General features: G+C 65.1%; 15 protein-coding genes and 5 pseudogenes. 10 read left to right on the plus strand and 10 right to left on the minus strand.

Translation table 11 applies throughout. The annotated features are described in order from the left end of the window. Positions 1-42 precede the first annotated feature (42 nt). Positions 43-501 (plus strand): annotated as a pseudogene (locus tag ACTVZO_RS00455) (IS6 family transposase); the annotation flags it as partial. Between the two features lie 68 nt (positions 502-569). On the opposite strand, the pseudogene ACTVZO_RS00460 reads toward ACTVZO_RS00455, so the two are convergent. Beyond that, positions 570-1,101, minus strand: a pseudogene (locus ACTVZO_RS00460) (transposase family protein); the annotation flags it as partial. Positions 1,102-1,244: 143 nt separating this feature from the next. Then, on the minus strand, positions 1,245-2,606 hold the full coding sequence (locus tag ACTVZO_RS00465) for a hypothetical protein (protein WP_443296366.1): 1,362 nt from the start codon (positions 2,604-2,606) through the stop codon (positions 1,245-1,247). Positions 2,607-3,061: 455 nt separating this feature from the next. Between ACTVZO_RS00465 and ACTVZO_RS00470 the strand changes: the two genes are divergently transcribed. Both ACTVZO_RS00470 and ACTVZO_RS00475 read left to right on the plus strand, forming a co-directional pair. After that, the gene (locus ACTVZO_RS00470; protein WP_443296367.1) at positions 3,062-3,640 is read left to right on the plus strand and encodes a hypothetical protein; all 579 of its coding nucleotides are present in this window, start codon (positions 3,062-3,064) and stop codon (positions 3,638-3,640) included. Between the two features lie 99 nt (positions 3,641-3,739). Further along, positions 3,740-4,614: pseudogene (locus ACTVZO_RS00475) on the plus strand (transposase); the annotation flags it as partial. A gap of 139 nt (positions 4,615-4,753) precedes the next feature. Here ACTVZO_RS00475 and ACTVZO_RS00480 read toward each other — a convergent pair. The 3 genes from ACTVZO_RS00480 to ACTVZO_RS00490 all read right to left on the minus strand — a co-directional run bounded on the left by ACTVZO_RS00480 (position 4,754) and on the right by ACTVZO_RS00490 (position 6,151). Next, positions 4,754-5,026, minus strand: coding sequence for a hypothetical protein (locus ACTVZO_RS00480; RefSeq protein WP_443296368.1), 273 nt, complete (start codon positions 5,024-5,026; stop codon positions 4,754-4,756). 34 nt (positions 5,027-5,060) lie between these two features. Further along, a complete protein-coding gene (locus tag ACTVZO_RS00485; protein ID WP_443296369.1) occupies positions 5,061-5,474 on the minus strand; it encodes a hypothetical protein in 414 nt (137 codons plus the stop codon). A gap of 161 nt (positions 5,475-5,635) precedes the next feature. After that, a complete protein-coding gene (locus ACTVZO_RS00490) occupies positions 5,636-6,151 on the minus strand; it encodes a transposase (protein ID WP_443296370.1) in 516 nt (171 codons plus the stop codon). A 308-nt stretch (positions 6,152-6,459) separates the two neighbouring features. Between ACTVZO_RS00490 and ACTVZO_RS00495 the strand changes: the two genes are divergently transcribed. Together ACTVZO_RS00495 and ACTVZO_RS00500 are read left to right on the plus strand one after the other, a co-directional pair. Then, entirely contained in the window at positions 6,460-7,347 is an 888-nt protein-coding gene (locus tag ACTVZO_RS00495; RefSeq protein WP_443296371.1) for a hypothetical protein, read from the plus strand. A gap of 410 nt (positions 7,348-7,757) precedes the next feature. Further along, the gene (locus ACTVZO_RS00500; protein WP_443296372.1) at positions 7,758-8,585 is read left to right on the plus strand and encodes a hypothetical protein; all 828 of its coding nucleotides are present in this window, start codon (positions 7,758-7,760) and stop codon (positions 8,583-8,585) included. Positions 8,586-8,754: 169 nt separating this feature from the next. Here ACTVZO_RS00500 and ACTVZO_RS00505 read toward each other — a convergent pair whose 3' ends face one another. The 4 genes and pseudogenes from ACTVZO_RS00505 to ACTVZO_RS00520 form a co-directional block, all read right to left on the minus strand. Continuing rightward, positions 8,755-8,964 carry a hypothetical protein gene (locus ACTVZO_RS00505; RefSeq protein WP_443296373.1) on the minus strand — a complete coding sequence of 70 codons (210 nt, stop codon included), beginning with the start codon at positions 8,962-8,964 and terminating at the stop codon, positions 8,755-8,757. Between the two features lie 38 nt (positions 8,965-9,002). Beyond that, positions 9,003-9,353 carry a hypothetical protein gene (locus ACTVZO_RS00510; RefSeq protein ID WP_443296374.1) on the minus strand — a complete coding sequence of 117 codons (351 nt, stop codon included), beginning with the start codon at positions 9,351-9,353 and terminating at the stop codon, positions 9,003-9,005. Positions 9,354-10,288: 935 nt separating this feature from the next. Beyond that, the gene (locus ACTVZO_RS00515) at positions 10,289-10,912 is read right to left on the minus strand and encodes a hypothetical protein (protein ID WP_443296375.1); all 624 of its coding nucleotides are present in this window, start codon (positions 10,910-10,912) and stop codon (positions 10,289-10,291) included. Between the two features lie 135 nt (positions 10,913-11,047). Continuing rightward, positions 11,048-11,428, minus strand: a pseudogene (locus ACTVZO_RS00520) (transposase family protein); the annotation flags it as partial. Positions 11,429-11,958: 530 nt separating this feature from the next. On the opposite strand from ACTVZO_RS00520, the pseudogene ACTVZO_RS00525 reads away from it, so the two are divergent. The 5 genes and pseudogenes from ACTVZO_RS00525 to ACTVZO_RS00545 all read left to right on the plus strand — a co-directional run bounded on the left by ACTVZO_RS00525 (position 11,959) and on the right by ACTVZO_RS00545 (position 16,403). After that, positions 11,959-12,669, plus strand: a pseudogene (locus tag ACTVZO_RS00525) (IS6 family transposase). A 461-nt stretch (positions 12,670-13,130) separates the two neighbouring features. Further along, a complete protein-coding gene (locus ACTVZO_RS00530) occupies positions 13,131-14,606 on the plus strand; it encodes a hypothetical protein (RefSeq protein WP_443296376.1) in 1,476 nt (491 codons plus the stop codon). A 133-nt stretch (positions 14,607-14,739) separates the two neighbouring features. Next, on the plus strand, positions 14,740-15,366 hold the full coding sequence (locus ACTVZO_RS00535; protein ID WP_443296377.1) for a hypothetical protein: 627 nt from the start codon (positions 14,740-14,742) through the stop codon (positions 15,364-15,366). Between the two features lie 475 nt (positions 15,367-15,841). Continuing rightward, positions 15,842-16,195 carry an STAS domain-containing protein gene (locus ACTVZO_RS00540; protein ID WP_443303007.1) on the plus strand — a complete coding sequence of 118 codons (354 nt, stop codon included), beginning with the start codon at positions 15,842-15,844 and terminating at the stop codon, positions 16,193-16,195. Then, the gene (locus ACTVZO_RS00545; protein ID WP_443303422.1) at positions 16,122-16,403 is read left to right on the plus strand and encodes a hypothetical protein; all 282 of its coding nucleotides are present in this window, start codon (positions 16,122-16,124) and stop codon (positions 16,401-16,403) included. The genes ACTVZO_RS00540 and ACTVZO_RS00545 overlap by 74 nt, the downstream gene beginning before the upstream one ends. Before the next feature lie 249 nt (positions 16,404-16,652). Here ACTVZO_RS00545 and ACTVZO_RS00550 read toward each other — a convergent pair whose 3' ends face one another. After that, positions 16,653-17,102, minus strand: coding sequence for a spore-associated protein (locus ACTVZO_RS00550; protein ID WP_443296378.1), 450 nt, complete (start codon positions 17,100-17,102; stop codon positions 16,653-16,655). Positions 17,103-17,884: the final 782 nt, after the last annotated feature.

Genomic DNA, 17,884 nt, shown 5'->3' on the forward strand with positions numbered 1-17,884 from the left:
ATCATCCCAGACCGCTGAACAAGGTGACAGTGCCTCCAAAAGTACTTGTGGCGGGCCGTCGACCACGATGGCAACGTGCTCGACATCCTGGTCCAGAACCGTCGCGACAAGGCTGCGGCCAAGCGTTTCTTCCGCCGGCTCCTCACCACGACCGGGCAGGTGCCCCGGGTGGTCGTCACGGACAAGCTGAAGTCGTACGGGGCTGCGCACCGTGAGGTGATGCCCTCGGTCGAGCACCGCTCTCACACGGGATTGAACAACCGGGCGGAGAACTCCCACCAGCCCACCAGGCAGCGCGAACGCGCAATGAAAAGCTTCCGCACCGTCGGCGGAGCGCAACGCTTCCTGTCCGCGTTCACCGGGATCTCACCCCACTTCCGCCCCCACCGCCACCTCATGACCGCCGGCCGGTACCGCTTCGAAATGAGCATCCGCTTCACCATCTGGAACCACATCACCGGCGCCGCCGCCCGCGTGCTCGCCACGGCCAACCACAGCTGACGACAGCCCCAGCACAGCCCTGACGCACCATCAGGCGATCACGCCCTCGATAACGTGACAACACCATTGCCGTCCACCGCAATCGCCCGCCGCCGCAGCCGTACCGGCTCGGCGCGGGCGGCCGCCCGGTGGGCCCGGCGCTGTTCACGCTCGGTGCCGCCGTCGGGCATCACCGGATCCGGCCGGCGGGGCTGTGCGGACAGCAAGCGCCGAAGCCAATCGTAACCGGCCGCGCCGATCTCACCGGGATCGAGCTGCCCCAGGACTCTGCGCAGGGTCTTCTCGCTCGGCACCGGTAACGGCCAAGGAGTGGGTGGTAGGGCAGGCCGAAGGCGGCCAGTTCCTCCGGCGTCGCACGTCGGCACCACTCCGCCGCCGCGGTGATCGAGTCGTGGCCGGACGGGGTCATCGCGCAGACCACCAGGGCCAGCAGCGAGGAGAGCCGGTACCGCACTCCGCAAGCCCCCTCGGATCCGTGACCGATTCGAACCCGGCCACCAGGCAGCGGACTTGCTCCTTGACGGCACCCTCACCGAGGGCTTCCACGCGGGGCGCACGAGGCACGGTGACAGCGACAGGAGATGGTGGAGGAACGAACACGGCACCCTCGTGGATCTTGCAGCGTAGAGAACTACATGATCCACAGGTGCCGCGTTCACCTACTTCCGGGGCCCATCGAGGTCAACACCCCAGACCGGGACGGTCCAGGCACTCGCAGGGGCCCTGGTCCCGGTGCGCCTGCTCTACTTCTTCTCCTTCAACTTGTTGGCGACATCGTCGAACGTGTCCTTGAGAATCTTTCCGAAGCTCGAGAATCTGTCCTGGACGGCCTGGGAAGCCGCGTTCGCCGTCGTGTCAGCGTGCTGGCGCACTGACACGAGTGCGATCTTGGCGTCGCTAATGGCCTGATCGATGTCGGTACCCACCTTTTCGACACCGGCCCCGGCCACGATCCCCAGCTGGGCGACGGTCAGCTCGACGTTCGCCCGGTTGTGCCCAGATCCGTCGACCACGAAGGAGTCAAGTCCCGCGCTCCGCACCATTACGTTGTACTCCTCGTCGGTGAGCTTCTCCTCCAAGAAGCACTCGGCGAGAGCTTTGAGAATGTACTTTTCGTCGGGGTCCAAGTGGACGGCCTGCGCATGGGCGGGCGGCAGGGAAGGGCTGCCTGCGAACACCTTGGCGACCAGCTCCTTGACGTCCTTCTCGACCGCAGCTGCGGTTCTCTCGACATCATTCATCAGGTCGTTCCACCGGGATTCCGTAGGAATTACTTCTTCCCTCACTGTCTGGAGCGTCTGCTCCACAAGTGGCAGGGCAGTATCTTGTATGTCAGATCCGATCAGAGCCTGACATGTCCGGAACCTATCCAGACTTTCCTCAAGCATGGCTAGTTTGAGAGTAAACTCGTTCTGAAGTTCCGGGAATTTCGCCAGCCATCCCTCGGAGAGTATGGAGCGGATCTCGCGTACGGTCGCATAACCATCCAGGCAGGCCTTCCGGACCAGCATTCCCTTTTTCGTTACGCTCGGTCCGATATTGATTATGGCGTCAAGAATCTTCTGCGTACCTCGGGCCTTCGATAGGACGCTGGAAATCGCCGAGTGCCCTTCACGGTCCGCATAGTACTTCAGAATATATTGCGCCGTATCGGCGATTTCCTGCACCAGGATGAGCTGCCCGGCAGCCGCTGCGACTCTCTGCGCAATCTTCTCCTCTTGCGCCTTGAGATCACTAACCTCAAATTGGAGCTGACTCACCTCCCAGAGCCGACGTGATAGGTCCTCATGAAATTCGCGCTGGGCCTCCAGTTGCGAAGCATCCGGCTGCTCCGCCGTCGTCTGCGGGGCCGTGTCAGCGATGCGCTGTTCTGCCTGCCGACGGGTCTCCATCACCTTGTCCTTCTCTTCGCAGACGATCGAGTGGAATGCCTCGGCCGCTTGCTGGAGCGAAGGGATGGCACTGTTGACAAGTTCTGGAATCCCCTGCACCTGCCACCTCTCGACCTCCCGGATCAGACGAGCCGCCGCGCTCAACTCAACTGTTCGCCGCTTCGCCGTAGCGGCCCAGACCACCCCATCGTCCGTGATTGCAAGTGCTTCCATTTCGACGGCCGGTGAGGTGGGAGGTGGTGAGGTCATATGATTCGCCTATTCGTGAGGTTCGGTGATCAAAGGAGTGATGGCGGGTATTGGTTCCGCCTTCCTGGGGCGTCTTTCGCTGCCCAGGGAAGGTCGATGAAGAACGCCAGAATGGACGACAGAACTCGTCGGCCAGTTGCCACCCATGCGGCGTACATCTGGGGTAAGTTTCCCCGGGCATGAGGCATCTGTCGCGACCCAAAGGGAAAGAGAATGGGCACGATGCGCCCCGAGGGGCGGAGGTGGACGACGGCCGGCACCGTACTCTGCACGATCGGGAAGGAGGCTTCCTCTTCTGTCTCCCCTTGTCTCTATCCAAAGCGCCGACAAGGAGGAAGGGTTGCACTACTCGCCGTTCGCGAGCAAGAACGCGACGCGAGCGACATATATTTCTCACGAAAGTTTTGCAGGTTAGATCGATGCCGATTCAAAATGAAATTCGAAACAATCTGGCCGCGTTCGAAATCAGGCTTGGGATTTGGAGTTCCTCCGTCACTGGTGGCGTGAGGGATTTCAAAGCGTGCCTGAAGGGATTGCGTGACGCAGATCGGGTCCCCGATGCAGCTCTGCAGGGGCTTGATAATTTTATATCCGACTATCGGAAGCAGGTGGAACTATACTCGACGCACGTATACTCCCTGGCCGCCGCTATGCTGCAGAATCCTGCGCTCGAGTGGGGTGTCGACGGAGACGCCACCGCGACGGCCGGGTGGGACGTCTCGAATGTTGACGTTAAGAAGTCAGTCAAGGAAGCCTTGGAATTCAAGGATGAGGTTTCCGTAATTGGATTGAGTTTCGCTCAGGGGTCACTGGCGGAGGTGAGGAACAATGTGCTTACATTCACCGGTAACTATGCGGGCAGCTATCCGAATCCGCTTGAATGGGGGATCGACCTCAACCCTGTCGACCTGATCCCCGTCGGGGATTTCATGGTAAAGGCGGCCGATGGCATGATTAGCACGTTCTTCGCTCTTGGCGGAAGCGATCTCTACACATAATGCGTTTAGCTTGTTCCTCTTCTTTCGGGCTCGAACGGTGTCTCGTATTGGGTCGCTCACCAGGGGGTTTCCGGATGTGGGGGCGGCCTTCGTCTGATCATGTGCTCCGACCAAGGTGCACGTGACCATGACGAAGGCCGTGAGGATGAGTGTGCAGTCGGGCGGGAGGCGTTCGCGGAAGCGTCACGCTTCCGGGGCGAGTTCTGCGGGTGCCTGACCGCCCAGCGTGACGAGTTGTTCGAGCCGGCGGACGCGGTGCTGTGTGCGGACGGTGCCGTGAAGTCCCCGGTGGACTTGACGCTGCTGCCCGAGTCGTCGTGGGAACGGAGCGATGTACGGCGGCCTGAACCAGGGCCGGATCGACGTCGGCCGCCTGCGGTCCCTGCTGGACGCGCCGTGCTCAGCGGAGCGGCCACGTCTACGGCCGTGCGAACACGGCCTCGCAGTTCATTCCGGGCTGGCCCTACTCCTTTGTTGCCGTGCTGGGGCGTGGTTCCACGTCCTGGACTCCGATCCTGGATGCGGTCCGGCTGGGACCTGCGACGACACGACCGCGATCACTGCAGCCCAGGTGAGGGGTGTCGTCGAGCGGCTCCGCAGGCCAGTGGCGGGCCGGAGACCCGGCCATGGTGATCGTCATGGACGCCGGCTACGACGTGACCCGCCTGGCCTGGGTCCTGCGCGACCTGCCGGTCGAACTGGTCGGCCGGGTCCGCTCCGCCCGTGTCATGCGTCTGCCGAAACCACCGCGGATGCACGGAGTCAACGGCCGGCCGCCCAAGCACGGGCCGGAGTTCCGCTTCACCAAGCCGGAGACCTGGCCCGAGACCGCGATCACCACCGTCACCGACACCACCAACTACGGCAAGGCCGAAACCCAGGCGTGGGACCGGGTCCACCACCGGCTCACCCACCGCTCCTCCTGGCTCGACCACGACAGTGAACTCCCAGTGTTCGAGGGGATGTTGACGCGGTCGGTCCGGGACGCGGGCCGGACACGGCAGATCCGCATCCCAGGCCGCCACGAGATGGGGATCGACGTGCTCGTCACGCTCGCCCCTGGCAAGATTTTCGTGAAGCTGGGGTGTGCCACCGTGCGCCGGTGACGCTCCGTCATGGGTAGTGGCGTCGGAGTACGGCCCTGTGGATGACGCGGTGGCGGCGCAGCGGGACTCTGGCACGGCCGGCCATGATCCGCTTCTGGAGCTTGACGTCGGTGATGCGGCCTTCGTTGACGCCGGAGCTGAACGAGGTAGTGATGCCCTGCACGACGGCGGGCTGGTCCTCCCGGATGGCGCTGGCCAGGCCTGCCAGGGGCAGGAGGCGTGATTGCGTGAGGTGTTCGAGCCAGGCTGGTAGCGGGGCGGCGTCGCGGGTTTCGAGCATGGCTGCGAACTGGCGTACCAGATCGTGGGTGCAGTCAGTTCCGGGCAGTGCTCGAACAGCCGGCGGAGTCCCTCGGAGGCGTGCAGGCTGTGTCGGCAGGTGTGGTGGTGATCCATCGGGCGACTTGGCGGGGCGATGGCGGCCGCTCGCGCGGTGTGTCGATCGGCAGGCCTCGACCCGGCGGTGCGACGGCCATCTTGATCCGCTGGTAGTGGGCGCGGTAGCCCTTGGCGACGAGTTCTTGGTGCAGCACTGTGGCGTTGTGCTCGCCCTTCTCCCAGCGTCGCTGCAGGTAGTCCAGGTAAGGGTCGAGGGTAGTCGGGCGGCGGGGCCGCCGGGTTCGTACGCATTCCTGCCAGGTGGCTGCTCGGACGTACTTGCTCACGGTGCGCCGGTTCAAGCCCAGCTCGCGGGCGATGGCACTGAGCGACCGGCTGGGGCCGCTCACGGCGTGCACCACTTCGAACAGCCGCTTCGCGTGACGTCGGGCCGGGGTATCGGCCTGGTCCGAGGCTCCCACAGGGCTCAGCGCGTGACGGCGCGACTTCGGGCTCGGGCGCTGCAGCGGGAAGACAGCCGCGGTGGGCGGCTGCGATGTCCCCACCCGCTTCAGAGCCCCTGCCACAGGTGAAAGCGGTAGCTGACCTGCACCGCGTCCGGCGCACCTTCGCTAGTGCCCTGGCGATAGACCAGCGAACCGTCCCGACAGACGACCTCAACGCCAGGGTGCGCCCGCAGCCAGGCCGCCAACTGCTCCGCGTCGCGCCCCTGCCACAGCTCGATCGGCAACCGGGTCTCGGCATCCACCAGCAGGGTGCCGTAGACGTCCGCATACAGCGCGAAGTCGTCCACGCCCAGGACCCGCGGCGTCGCGGCTGACGGAAGCGGCACGCGCATCAAGTGGAACAGCACGCTGGTCCGCGACGGCGGCACGTTCAGAATCCGCAGCAACCGGGAACCACCTCGGCCGGCGAGGAGGACGCCGGCCATCTCCACCAGATGCTGCAGCAGCGGGCTGCGGCGCCGGTAGCGCCGGGTCAGCCCCTCGACCTGCTCGGCGAAAGTCCGCCGGCCGCTGCCCGGGCCGTCACAGAACAACCGCCGCACGGACAGTTCGATCAGCACCGGACGCCCACCGGCAGCAACATCGGCCAGGGTGCTGCAGTAGCGACTGTGCAGCCGCGCGAAACCGCGCCCGCAGTCCGGATGTCCGCCAAACCGGAACAACCTCAGCCACACGAATCATCAACGATCAACGCGGTCGCGACGGTACGTCATCGCTCGACAACAAGCGGATCAGAGCCGCACTACGAGGCCGTTGACACCATCGGGACTTTGAAACAGCCCTGGCCCGCAGCCAGGAGTGCCGCATCAACCTGCCCGAGCACCGATCGGAGGATGCGCCCCCGCCCACCACGACGCACGGTTTGAGCATGGATAGCAAGAGGCTTCAGGAAAACGACTCTGCCAAGAGGAAAACTATGCGCACAACTCACCACATCATCGCCGGAATCGCCACGGCAGCGGCAATCAGTGGAATCGGCATGACGCCCGCCATGGCAGCCACCACCGGGCCCGTCCTCTCAGCGGCTGTGAAACCCGCCCCCCTAGCGACCAAAGGCTGGGACTTCACGAATAATTCCGACGTTCCCGTCAAGTACGTCGGTTGGATAGCGACCCGTGACACCAGCTATGACGGCGATATCGAGTACCCCGGCCCCCCGAGGGGGGAAATCAAACCTGGTATGACAATGCACTTCGAGCAGGTCTACAAGTTCGCAGAAGACATCAAAGTCGTCCTGGAGTTCGACACGCAGGACGGAAATGCTCAGGACGGTCGGATCCACTTCACCCTCGACGACAGCAGCAGCAATGAGATCAGTGCCACGGTGTCGAACACGGCCGGCCTTCCCATTGAAGGGCACGTGGGCGCCCCGGGCAGCATACAGATCAACGACGCCGGTAGCGTGCCCGAAGGCCCTTACACGGTAACCGTCCACAACAATCTTGTTTCCAGTCAGGCCGACATGGCCGTAGCGAGCAAGTCCGGCCAGTTCGATGGTTACGGGCCCGCGAGCCTTATCCACTATGGGCAGAGCGACTCCTACTCCGTCCCTTACCACGTCGGCACCGCCCCCCTGTCCACCGTCAATTGGACCGAGGGCGGCTTTGGCCAGACGAATCCTTTCGGCTTCACTGTCACCGACAATAAGGGCTGGATGACGGCTAAGAACACAGGCGGGCTCAAGGCCACGATCACCACGACGACCGGAACTGACGGAGTCGTCCACTACGACGTCTCCTACACGGACCGCGCGTAGGCCTCGGGTCCGTAAATTCAACGATGGTTCTTGAGTGTGAACGGTCAGCGATTTCCCCTGGTTCTACATCTTCGTAGTCACCGAATGGGCCAGGCCGACCGTCACTGGCTGCCTGGGTTGAAGGGGAAAAGCAGCGCCGCGCGATGGTGATTTTCATGCTCGGCAGCGCTGTGGGTACGGTCCGCGGCCGCCGGAGTGCGGTTCTCCGGAGCGGCGGACTCGGACCGGGCCACTGTAGTGGTGCCCCACGGGCCTCCGGCTCCGCAATCCGGTCCGCCCGCCAGCCGGATGAGCATGGTGTCCACGTGGCGGTCCACTGATCAGTGGATTCCCGGCTGAGGAGGGTTCGGGCAGCATCGAGTAAAAGCACACCGCGGACTTGCGGTCACCCATTCATATGGAGCTGGAACATGAAGGCAAAAACTGCTTCGATCGCATCTCTCCTCCTTGCAGGCGCGGTAGTCTGCACCACCGGAGTTGGAGCCGCTTCTGCTGCCACGGAATTGAACGCGTCCAAGGACGCGACCACTACGTCGGCTGCTAAACCTCGAGCCGGGTCCGACGGCCGTAAAGATTCAACGGACGGTCAGGCGTGGGACATCTATAACTCGACGACGTTTGCGACGAAATTCCAAAATGTGACGAGCATTAATGGCGGCAGTGCGGGATCTGGAGATAATAATCCCCAGCAGGGGATGTTCTTGGGGTCCGGAGGAAAGAAGGAGGTGGCCTTGACCGGCCCTACAGCCAACAGCGGCGTGCAGCTGCAAGTAATCTCCCAGCAGGGTGGAGTAAGCGGTTCTGCAGAGATTTCGTTCACCAACGATGGCTCTGTTCCGACCTTTAGCAGTCAAGGTGACGTTGAGGTTGTCGCCAATCCCGTAGAACACAATCTGTTCATCGAGGATGCTCGGTATTTTCGCAATATCACGCATTCTCGCACGCAGAACCTCACTGTGGAGCAGGGGCCGGCGAAAGTGGGCGAGAATGTGTACGTCGAGGGCATTTGCAGTGGATCGATAACGCACCAACTCAAGAGCCTTTCCTCGCCTGCTTTTGGTTCCGTGGATGTGCTAAATGTGCATGATTCTGGTAACGGGTGGCTGGCCGAGGCAAAGATCGTCGACCCGCAGCCGGGCCTTCCCTATCTCGTGACGGCGGTCTGCACAGATACGGCGCAGGAAAATCCCACGGCCGACTCGACCTATTATGTCGCGCTGGATGTTAATAACTCTTGAGGCCCCATCTCGGCCCCGTGCACTGCGTACCGAGGCCGCTGTGCTGCGCGCGCTGGGGCAGCTTGGTGGTCCGGGGCACCGCCACGCGTGCTGGGCGCTTCCGCAAGACGCCCGCCACCGCGCGAAGTTACGGCAGCCGTAGATCGTGCTGCCGTTGTGTTGTCCCTGGTCAGGCTTGGGCGACGGCTTGGTGGTGGAGTCGCCAGGCGGTCCAGAACACCACGTGGTCACTGTCGCGGGCCGAGCGTGGCAGGGCTGAGGCGCGGAGCAGCTTGAGGAGTTCGGGGCAGGAGACCGGGGTCAGGTCGGGGGGCCAGTCGGGTGCGGTGCGGGCTGTAGTGGCGGCGCGGGTCAGTGTGAGGACGATCGCGGCGATCATGGAGAACAGTGACCAGCCGTGCAATGAGTTCCAGCAGGTCACCAAGCCCTGATCGAGACCGACGAAGGACTTTCCCAGCTGAAACGCTTTCTCGACCCCCAGCGGCGGCAAATCACCTCGATCAGCTTCGCGAGCGTGAAAGGCTGTGGGTGGTGGCAGAGGTAGAACGATGTCTCGTGGGTGTAACGATGCCTGCGAACGATCAGTGCGGACGTCCCGGGCTCGTGTCCTTCCGGAGTAACGTCCGGGCAGATGTCGATCATGGACCAGTAGTACTCGCGGGTCCTCTTCCCGCCCTGGCCGGTGGCCATGCGCAGCCAGTTCCCGGCCGTGAGTGCGTTGATCGCCTTCCGGGCCTCGAGACGCAGGCCGGAGCGCAGGGTGACCATTCTGGTTCTGCTTGACCGCGACCGTATGGCCCAGCCCCATCTCACGCATGCTGTGCCTCAGAGCTCGGCTTGCGTCGACCTCGTCACCGGCGAATCAGCCGGCCCGGACGCCAGCATCGAGGGCGTCGCGCACCATGACGACTGCCTGGTCCGGTTTCGTCGAGAACTCCAACTCCTCAGGTACACGGGGAAGTTCACGGCGCTCGTCGTCGGCCGCCCATCCCTGGGGCAGGGTAGAGCCTCCGGTCGATCATCACCCGCATCCTCGCGGTCACTGCTGCGAGGATGCACCGCGACCTGGCACTTCGCCGTGCCGCCGATCGCCCCGGATTACTGGTGGGCCGCCCCGACCGCGTACTCGGACGCCTTCTCGTCCCCGATCTCGTCCACGACCAGCACGATCTCCTCGTCGGCAAGGTGCACGCCTGCTCGGCGATCTTCCTGCGGGCCGACTCGTGGTCGAACTTCGCCCGCGCCAGCAGGTGCTGGAACCGGTCCGGACTCCGGTGACCCGCAGACTCGGCCAATGTCCAGCAACTGCGGGTCTCCAGCTCCATCAACAGGCCCGACGTCAGCTCGGCCGCGGCTTGACGGGGTTGACACCGCTCGAAGCAGTCCGCGATGGCTCCCATCGCAGCCCCGAAGACACCCGCCCACCCCTGCACGGCTTCCGCGCCGCCGCGGCCACCGTCTCATGATGTCTCGTCATAAGGCTTCATGATCGGGGTGGCCGCACCCACGCCCACAGCGAAGCCTGCAAGTGCCATGACCTGCGATAACACCAGATCTACGGCTGCCGTATCAGGCCAATCCTGTCAGCTGGGGCCATGGCTGTCGGCGTACTTCGTCGAGTGGTTCTGGCAAGATTTTCGTAGACGGAGATCATCTCGGTGGCATGGTCGGCAGGTCCGCATCGCGGCGGCGAAGGTGGGCCATTAGGACGACGCGGTGGCGGAGGAGTGGGACGCCAGCAGGCCCGGCCAAGATCCGTTTCTGGAGCTTGACGTCGGTGATGCGGCCTTCGTTGACCCCGGAGTTGTGAGGGGTGGTGATGCCGCCTGCGCGACGGCGTGCCGGTCTTCATGCAGGGCTCCGGCGAGGCCGGCGAGTGGGGCCAGACCGCTGTTGGCGAGGTCTACGAGCCAGCCTGGCAGGGGTACGGCGTCCCGGTTGTCGAGCATGGTGGCGAAGCGGCGGACCAGGTCGTGGGTGAGCCTGAGTTCGGGGCGGTGTTCGAGTAGCCGGGGCAGGCGTTCGTTGATGTGCGGGTTGCGGTGGCGCGGGTGGGTGGTGATCCAGCGGGCCGCTTCGCGAGGTGAGGGTGGTCGCTCGCGTGGCTCGTCGATGGGCAGGCCCCGCCGGAGTGGCGCGACGGCCATTTTCACGCGCTGGTAGTGGCCGAGGTAACCCTTGGCCTGCAGTTCTTCGTGCAGGATCTTCGCGCTGTGCTGTCCTTCGTCCCAGCGTTGTCGCAGGTACTCGAGGTAGGGATCCAGGGTGGATGGCTTGCGGGGTGGGGCGTCCCCAGTGGTCTCCTCGACCACCAGCACAGCAGACAACTGCGTTAACAGACTCGCCAGTTCGACAGAGCACAGTGGCAGGCTGCCCGCCTTGCGGACCGGCCGACCATGCCACCGAGATGATCTCCGTCTACGAAAATCTTGCCAGAGCCACGTTCACTTGTACGGCGACACCGTGTGACGGGACAGGCTAAAGGCCAGTGCCGCCAGCAACCGTACTCCCGCCCGGCCCGCCAACTCCTTCACCCCCGCCTTGACCTGCCTGGCCAGACAGGGAGTGCGCAGCTGACAGCGCTCCAACACCCCGGGCACCTGCTCGCGGAAGGTCTGGCGGCACCCGCGCGTAGGACACACCAAACGCCGCACCCGTACTCGGAGCACCACCCGCCGGCCGTCGACCGGCACATCGGCCACCGTCCGCCAGTGATACCCGTGCACCTGCCCCGACGCCACCCCGTACACCGGGCAAGAAGGGGGCTCTCCCCGGGTCCGCGCCCTCACCACGACCCGCCCGCCCTCATCGGCCACATGGTTCCTCGACCGCGAGGCCTCGATCCATGTGCGGGAAAGGGGATCGTACGCCGACGACGCACCGGGGACGGTCCGGCCTATCCCCAAAGCCGAAGGCTTCGATCCGAGAGAGTGAGGTACCCCTCCCCCGCGCTGACGTGGGGTCAACGATCATCTTGGGATTCATTCCCGCCGGTCAGTGGCGTCGGACGGGATGCCGGTCGAGTCAACGGGATGATGTAGGACGGTCTCATCAAGCGGCACCGGGAAAGGGATTCGCCATGCCGATCAAGAACTGATGGGTCCTTGCGGCCACCACGACCGTGGCACTGGTGATCACCGGCGCGCACACCGCGTCCGCAGATGCCGTCACGGATCACTGGAAAACCCGTACCGCGCCAGACATCACGATCATCGTCGCGGCAGGCGACCACATCACGGCAGACCCGGACGCATCACCAGAAACGGCACGCCCACGCACGCTCCCACAGCCGCGGTCTGCCACACAGGCTCCGCACCTCTGTGCCATATCGCCTGACGCCGGTGTGAGTGTCCGTCTGGGGAGGGGGCCGCTCGTGTCGTCCGAGGTGCGGTCGTACGCGAATCACCGCTACCCGGTAGAGGTCCTTTCGCACTGCGTGTGGCTGTACCTCCGCTTACCGCTCTCCTTCGGTGAGGTGGAGAAGATGATGCTCGAGCGCGGCATCGTCGTCTCCCAGGAGACCGCCGGTGGTGTCTGCAGTTCGGCCAGACGTACGCCAACGCGCTGCGCCGCAGGCGCCCCAGGCCAGGCGATGAATGGCACCTCGACGAGGTCTTCGTCAAGGTTGTCGGGGTCGAGAAGTACCTGTGGCGGGCCGTGGATCAGGACGGAAACGTGCTCGACATCCTGGTGCAGAACGGCAGGACGAGGCCGGGGCCAGGCGCTTCTTCCGCCGGCTCCTCAGCACCGACGGGCAGGTTCCCCGGGTGATCATCACGGACAAGCTCCGGTCCTACACGGCTGCGCACCGTGAAGTGATGCCCTCGGTCGAGCACCGCTCCCACAAAGGGATCAACAAGCGGGCCGAGAACTTCCACCAGCCCACCAGGCAACGCGAACGCGCGATAAAGGGCTCCCGCACCGTCGGCGGAGCGCAGCGGTTCCTGTCCGCGTTCACCGGGATCTCACCCCACTTCCGGCCCCACCGACACCTCATGACAGCCAGCCTCCACCGGTTCGGAATGAGGTCCGCTTCACCATCTGGAACCAGATCACCGACGCCGGCCTGCCCGCCACGGTCTGAGTGGCAGGCCAGACCGCGCCCCGCCATGTCCTGACGCATCATCAGGCAACGGCATCACCGACAACGTGACAAGGCCCCACGACGCCCTCATCTCCCTCGCCTGCAGCCTCATCTGCTAGCGACGGCTCGAGAACCGCCCGTTCATGACCCTGTTACGAGCTCATACGGGCATCAACGCCACACGACGTATCGACGGCAGCCGAAATCCAGCCACTCATCCTTGAGCGGTGACATGGAGTGGGTGCGCCGGAGGTCTTGGGCCGCCAGGATCAGTTCCTCACTCAGCAGTTCCGGTCAGCTCGGATCAGCGCGGCTATGCGCCGCGACGGGGCACCGAGGTGGGCAGCTGCACTCACTGTGCGCGCCGGATGCGGTGCGCAGGATTGGAGGACGTTTTGACCGCGAATTCGTGGAGATGGTGCATCACTCCTCTTGCCCTCTCCCTCCTTGCCACCGGTGCGGTGGCAACCGCGCCGGTGGCGGTGGCTGCCCAGCAGGCGCTGGCCTGCGTCCCCTTCGGCACCGCGGGACTGGCCGACATGCCGAGCGGCGGGACCGCCGGGCTCGCGGAACTGCCCGCCGCGCCGCTCAAGGCTGATCTACCGGATGACGTGCACTTCCGGAGCACCCAGGCGAGTTTCAACAGGATCTGGGCCTTCGCCCTCATCGACGGTCGCATCTACGTGAAGCCACGCGACCAGCAGGGTGGATGGAGGGTGGTACCGCTGCCCGACTGTCTCAACGGCCAGGTTGCCGGCATCTCGGTGGATGACGACGAACTGCTCGCCACCAACAGGGCGGGCGCACTGTACACGATGGACCACGCTCTGACGTCACCTCGGATGTGGAACTGGACCAGCCGCTACGGAACGCCGCTGTGGTTGGGCGGCGGGCACCGGTTGCCGCCGAATGCGATCGACTGGTCGTGGTCGGTCATCTCGGCTCGGGAGGACCAGCGCTGGCGCGACGGCTTCGGCAACGACCACCACATCGAACCTGCCAAAGTCAGCCAGGTCTACGCGCTTACCGGCGACGGCAGCAGGATCGTGTACATGGACCCATGGCTGCCGAACGACCACAGTTACGAGGTAAGGAGTCCGCTGGGAGGCCGCTTCCAGGCCGTGAAACTCTCGGCCAGTGGATCGACTGTCTTCGTGACGAACCGCTTCGGGGATCTGTACACGCGCCAGTACGACTTCGACATGTCTGGCGCCAACACGGTCTTCTTCCGCTACTCGTACGAGGACCAGCGCGGACTCCCCGCCGCACCAGATCTGCTGTCCGCGTACATCAACCACCGATACGCCGCAGTCCAGTTGCCGGCACAGGAGTGGAAGCGCCAGCCGAAAGTTCCCGGCCAGATATCCGACCGCATCTCCATACACAAGACCGGGCCCGGCCCGCTGTCACGCCAACTGCGGGTCGAAGGTCTGCAGGACGGACGGACCGGGTTCTGGACGAAGGACCTGGCCGCCTCGAGCTGGACGTTCGTGCCCACCGACCAACCGCTGCAGCGCCCCCTGATGGCCAATCCGCCCGAGGACCGGTCCTCGGATACCCTGGCCCCCGCGGCGCCCTCATACGCAGGAGCTGAAGCCGACTACGTGGCGGACGTCGACGGATTTCACGTGGCTTCGGGTGCGACGCCACTGACGGTGCGCTTCGCGAGCGGGGCGAGCCTGGAACTGGTCCTGCACACAGTCGACGCACTGCGGCAGATCCCCCGAGCCGCCGGTCTGGACGAAACCCCTCGCGCCTACACCGGAGCCGTCGAGATTCCGCCCACGACACGGCTGACGCTCGAACAGCAACCTTCGGATGTGCGCGCGTTCGTGGCTCGTGAACTCGGCACGCGGCGTTTCACGACCACCGATGTCGTCGTCACCAGGCAGACGATGAGGATCGCGGCGCTCGATCTCTCCCTGGACGCCCGATAGGTACGACGAGGACGCAGGCAAGACGTTCGTCGCCGCCGACGCACCCCTTGACGACGAGTGACGCGTTGCACATAGTTACCGCCGAGTAGCGGCGACTGCCGTGACTTCCGCATCGCTCGTCGAGGGGAACGTCATGACCGAACATGCCCGGGACGCCTTGCTGCACCTACGGGATCCGGACCAGTTCCAGTGGTACGTCATACCCCTTCTGCTCCTGGTCATCTACGTCTACGCGAACGAGGTGGAGCGCAGGAACTGGGATGTCTTTTTCGCCGGCCTCGCGCTTTGGGGAGTGGACTGGTTCAACGAGATCTGGAACGCGCTCGTCTTCCACTTCACCGACCGGGCACCGGTCTGGGGGGCGAGCGGGCCGAGCGCGTACCAGATCCTGATTGGCCTCAACATCGAGATCTCCTTCATGTTCGCGGTGATGGGGGTCGCTGCCGCCAAACTGCTGCCCCCCAAGGGCACGCGCATTCTGGGGATGCCCAATAGGCCGGTGTTCGTCATGGTCAACTCGCTCGCCTGCGTGGGAGTTGAGATCCTGCTGAACCGGGCGGGCGTGCTCACATGGGACTGGAGCTGGTGGCAGGCGAAGTTCCCGGTCATGATCGCGCTGCTGGGATACGTCCCCTTCTTCATCGCGGTGGTAGTGGTGCACGACCTTCCCAGGGTCCGGACCAAGGCCCTGGTCGTTTCGGCGGTCCTCGCCTTCGATGCCGTGTGTCTGATCGTGTTCGGGTCCCTGGGCTGGCTCTGACCTCGTGCTTTCATCGGAGCCTGTCAACGTGATCAGCGCCTCATCGGCCGCTTTCCGGCGAGAGCCGCTGCGTCAGCCTGGCCTTCGACGTCCTGTCCCGCGCCGCGACCTGCTCCACCCCACCGAGGCAGACGTGATCCACCCCGCACCCCCGGCCCGCGCTTCTTTCAGCAAGGCCGCATGACACCAACCCCACGCAACCCCTCGTCGAGCTTTACACCGCCCCGAGGACGCGACCGTGGGTGACGGACCGGGTATCGCGTCGGCTGCGGGGGACTCCAGCCCAGAAACGAGTCCCCGCATAGCGCGGCAGACAGCGTCTCGGGGCGAAGGTCCTGGGGGGCGGATGCCTCTGACGAGAAGAACGATTGCTGGGTGAAATGTTGACGTATCTACTATTTAGGGGACGTCTGGTTCGGGTCGGGAGGTGGTTCTGGTGCAGCTGACGATCACCAGCGGAGCTTCAATGTCCGCGATGCGGATCGCGGTCCGTGGGTACGTGGGCCCCGCGGACGCGGCCGGGCTGCGCAGTGTGCTGTGTGCAGCGGCTGCCGAGTGGCCGTTGACGGTGGTGGATCTCTCCGAGACCACCTCGTGCGACCGGGCCGCGTTGAACGCCCTCTTCGCCGCCTACCTCGAGGCACGCCTGCACGGTAGGCGTCTACAGGTCCGGGCCGTGCCCGAGGCCTGTGCAGGGACCTGTCCGCCGAACCGTTCCCGCGCCGCTTCGACCCCGCCGAAACGGCCCGACGGGGGTGGGCGCCCCCTTCGCCCTCTACGGCATCGCGCAGTCCCTGGTCCGTGTCTTCCGTACGGCAGACCTCCATGAGACGGTGCCGCCCCTGCTCGCGATGCTCCTCGTCTGGGAGGTCGCCCTCCTGGACCTGTTCCGGGGCACCTATGACAGCGTGCCGCTCGGGGCCCGGCTGGCGTTCGTACTGGGAGCACCGCTGTCGGTCACCCTCGTAGCGATGTGGGAACTGCGCCGACTGCGAACGCGTCACGGCATCACGGTCCGCGGTGCGCTGCTCCGCTGACGGCCGTGTGACCCGGCCCGAACCGGACCAACCCGACCCGACCCGGGCCGGGTCGGGTCGGGTCGGGTCGTCCGCGGACCGGCCCATTGCGGACCGTGAAACGATCTTGCCGTATGCGGCCCCGGCAGAACTCGGAGAGTCTGCCGGGGCGAGTCGCACCACGGTGGTTCCCGTGCAGCCGTCGGGTCGCAGACTTTGCCCCGACGACTGCACGACGGCACAGAACGTCGCGGTCAGGAGGAGATCGGGTCAGCGGACCTCGGTGACCCGGTGCTCCTTGAGAGAACCACAGTTGGAGTTGTACACCTGCACGTGCACGTTGCTGATGCCCCCGCCCCAGTCGACGCAGTGGCCCTTGCCGTACACGTAGGCCGGGCCCGCGTACGACGTGTACCGGCCGTAGTCCTCGCCCCGCTCCGAGGTTGCGTTGACCTCGATCCAGAGGGCCATGTCCACGGCCGCACCCGGGTTGTTGCGGATGGTCGCGACGCAGTTCTTGCCGGTCGAGGCGTTGTACGTCAGGTAGACGGTGCCCAGCGAGCCGATGGCTGCCGAGTTCACGGTCTTGTAGGCGCTTCCGCAGACCTTCTGCGGCGTGGTGTTGGGCGCGGCGGTCGCGGGCGCCGCCAGAGCGGTCGTGGCCGCCAGGGCCAGGGCGGCGAATGCGGTGGTGGTAAGGACGGAACGGGTGAACTGCATATTTCCCCCAGGTCGCCATTGGAGTTGATTGCTCCCGCATAGTGGGACATGCCCAACGGCGGAACGGTTGCGCATCGTTTGCAAAAGATGCCACCGCGCCACCCGCTCGGCCCCTCCACGGCGCACCCGGCCCTGGTACCGCTTCAAGGGATTGCGCGCGTGCGGGGAGGAGGAGGGAACCCGCGACACGATGCCGACGTGCACGGCCCCGGGACGGCCAGGCCCCGGGCAGCGGGCGTCAGGTTGGCGTCGGTGTGCTGTCCATTGCTTCGGCGACGTAGCCGCACAACTCCGGGGCGCACTCGGCCTTGTGGTCCCGCCCCCAGAGACGGGCGTCGCGCTCGGTGGACCGGGAGAACGGCGACCGTGCCGCTGACCTGCTCGCCGTCACCCATCCGCAGCAGCGCGGTGCACTGCCACCAGCCGACCTCGCCATCGCCTGTCGGGGTGCCGGGTGGCGCGTTGTCAGGGCGCTGGGTGTTGTGTGGAATGGCGGTCACCGGTCTTCAGGAGGCCGTGCCCTGGCGCCCACCCGACCTTGCGGGCGCACTCGACGGGGCACAAGCGGGCTTCGTCCACACCGACAGCGTTGTCCAGCCCGCGACCCTGCTGCCGCCGGATCTACTGCGGTCATTGTCCCGGCCTGTCCGTTCTGCGACCGGATGGTATCGCTGCCGTTCTCCCACAATCGCCTGCGCTGCTGCCGGCGCTGCTTCGACGTCCTGCGGGCGAAGGAGTGCTCGCACTGCGGGCAAACCGCGGTGATCACCTCGCGCAATCCT

Source organism: Streptomyces sp. IBSNAI002 (assembly GCF_052244475.1).
GTDB lineage: Bacteria > Actinomycetota > Actinomycetes > Streptomycetales > Streptomycetaceae > Streptomyces.

What these genes read in the sequence shown, in the direction of transcription:
- ACTVZO_RS00540 (WP_443303007.1), top strand. Translation starts at nt 15,842, where the DNA reads ATGCGGATCGCGGTCCGTGGGTACGTGGGCCCCGCGGACGCGGCCGGG.
- ACTVZO_RS00470 (WP_443296367.1), top strand. Translation starts at nt 3,062, where the DNA reads ATGCCGATTCAAAATGAAATTCGAAACAATCTGGCCGCGTTCGAAATC.
- ACTVZO_RS00480 (WP_443296368.1), bottom strand. Translation starts at nt 5,026, where the DNA reads ATGCTCGAAACCCGCGACGCCGCCCCGCTACCAGCCTGGCTCGAACAC.
- ACTVZO_RS00510 (WP_443296374.1), bottom strand. Translation starts at nt 9,353, where the DNA reads ATGGTCACCCTGCGCTCCGGCCTGCGTCTCGAGGCCCGGAAGGCGATC.
- ACTVZO_RS00535 (WP_443296377.1), top strand. Translation starts at nt 14,740, where the DNA reads ATGACCGAACATGCCCGGGACGCCTTGCTGCACCTACGGGATCCGGAC.
- ACTVZO_RS00465 (WP_443296366.1), bottom strand. Translation starts at nt 2,606, where the DNA reads ATGGAAGCACTTGCAATCACGGACGATGGGGTGGTCTGGGCCGCTACG.
- ACTVZO_RS00505 (WP_443296373.1), bottom strand. Translation starts at nt 8,964, where the DNA reads ATGATCGCCGCGATCGTCCTCACACTGACCCGCGCCGCCACTACAGCC.
- ACTVZO_RS00550 (WP_443296378.1), bottom strand. Translation starts at nt 17,102, where the DNA reads ATGCAGTTCACCCGTTCCGTCCTTACCACCACCGCATTCGCCGCCCTG.
- ACTVZO_RS00500 (WP_443296372.1), top strand. Translation starts at nt 7,758, where the DNA reads ATGAAGGCAAAAACTGCTTCGATCGCATCTCTCCTCCTTGCAGGCGCG.
- ACTVZO_RS00495 (WP_443296371.1), top strand. Translation starts at nt 6,460, where the DNA reads ATGGATAGCAAGAGGCTTCAGGAAAACGACTCTGCCAAGAGGAAAACT.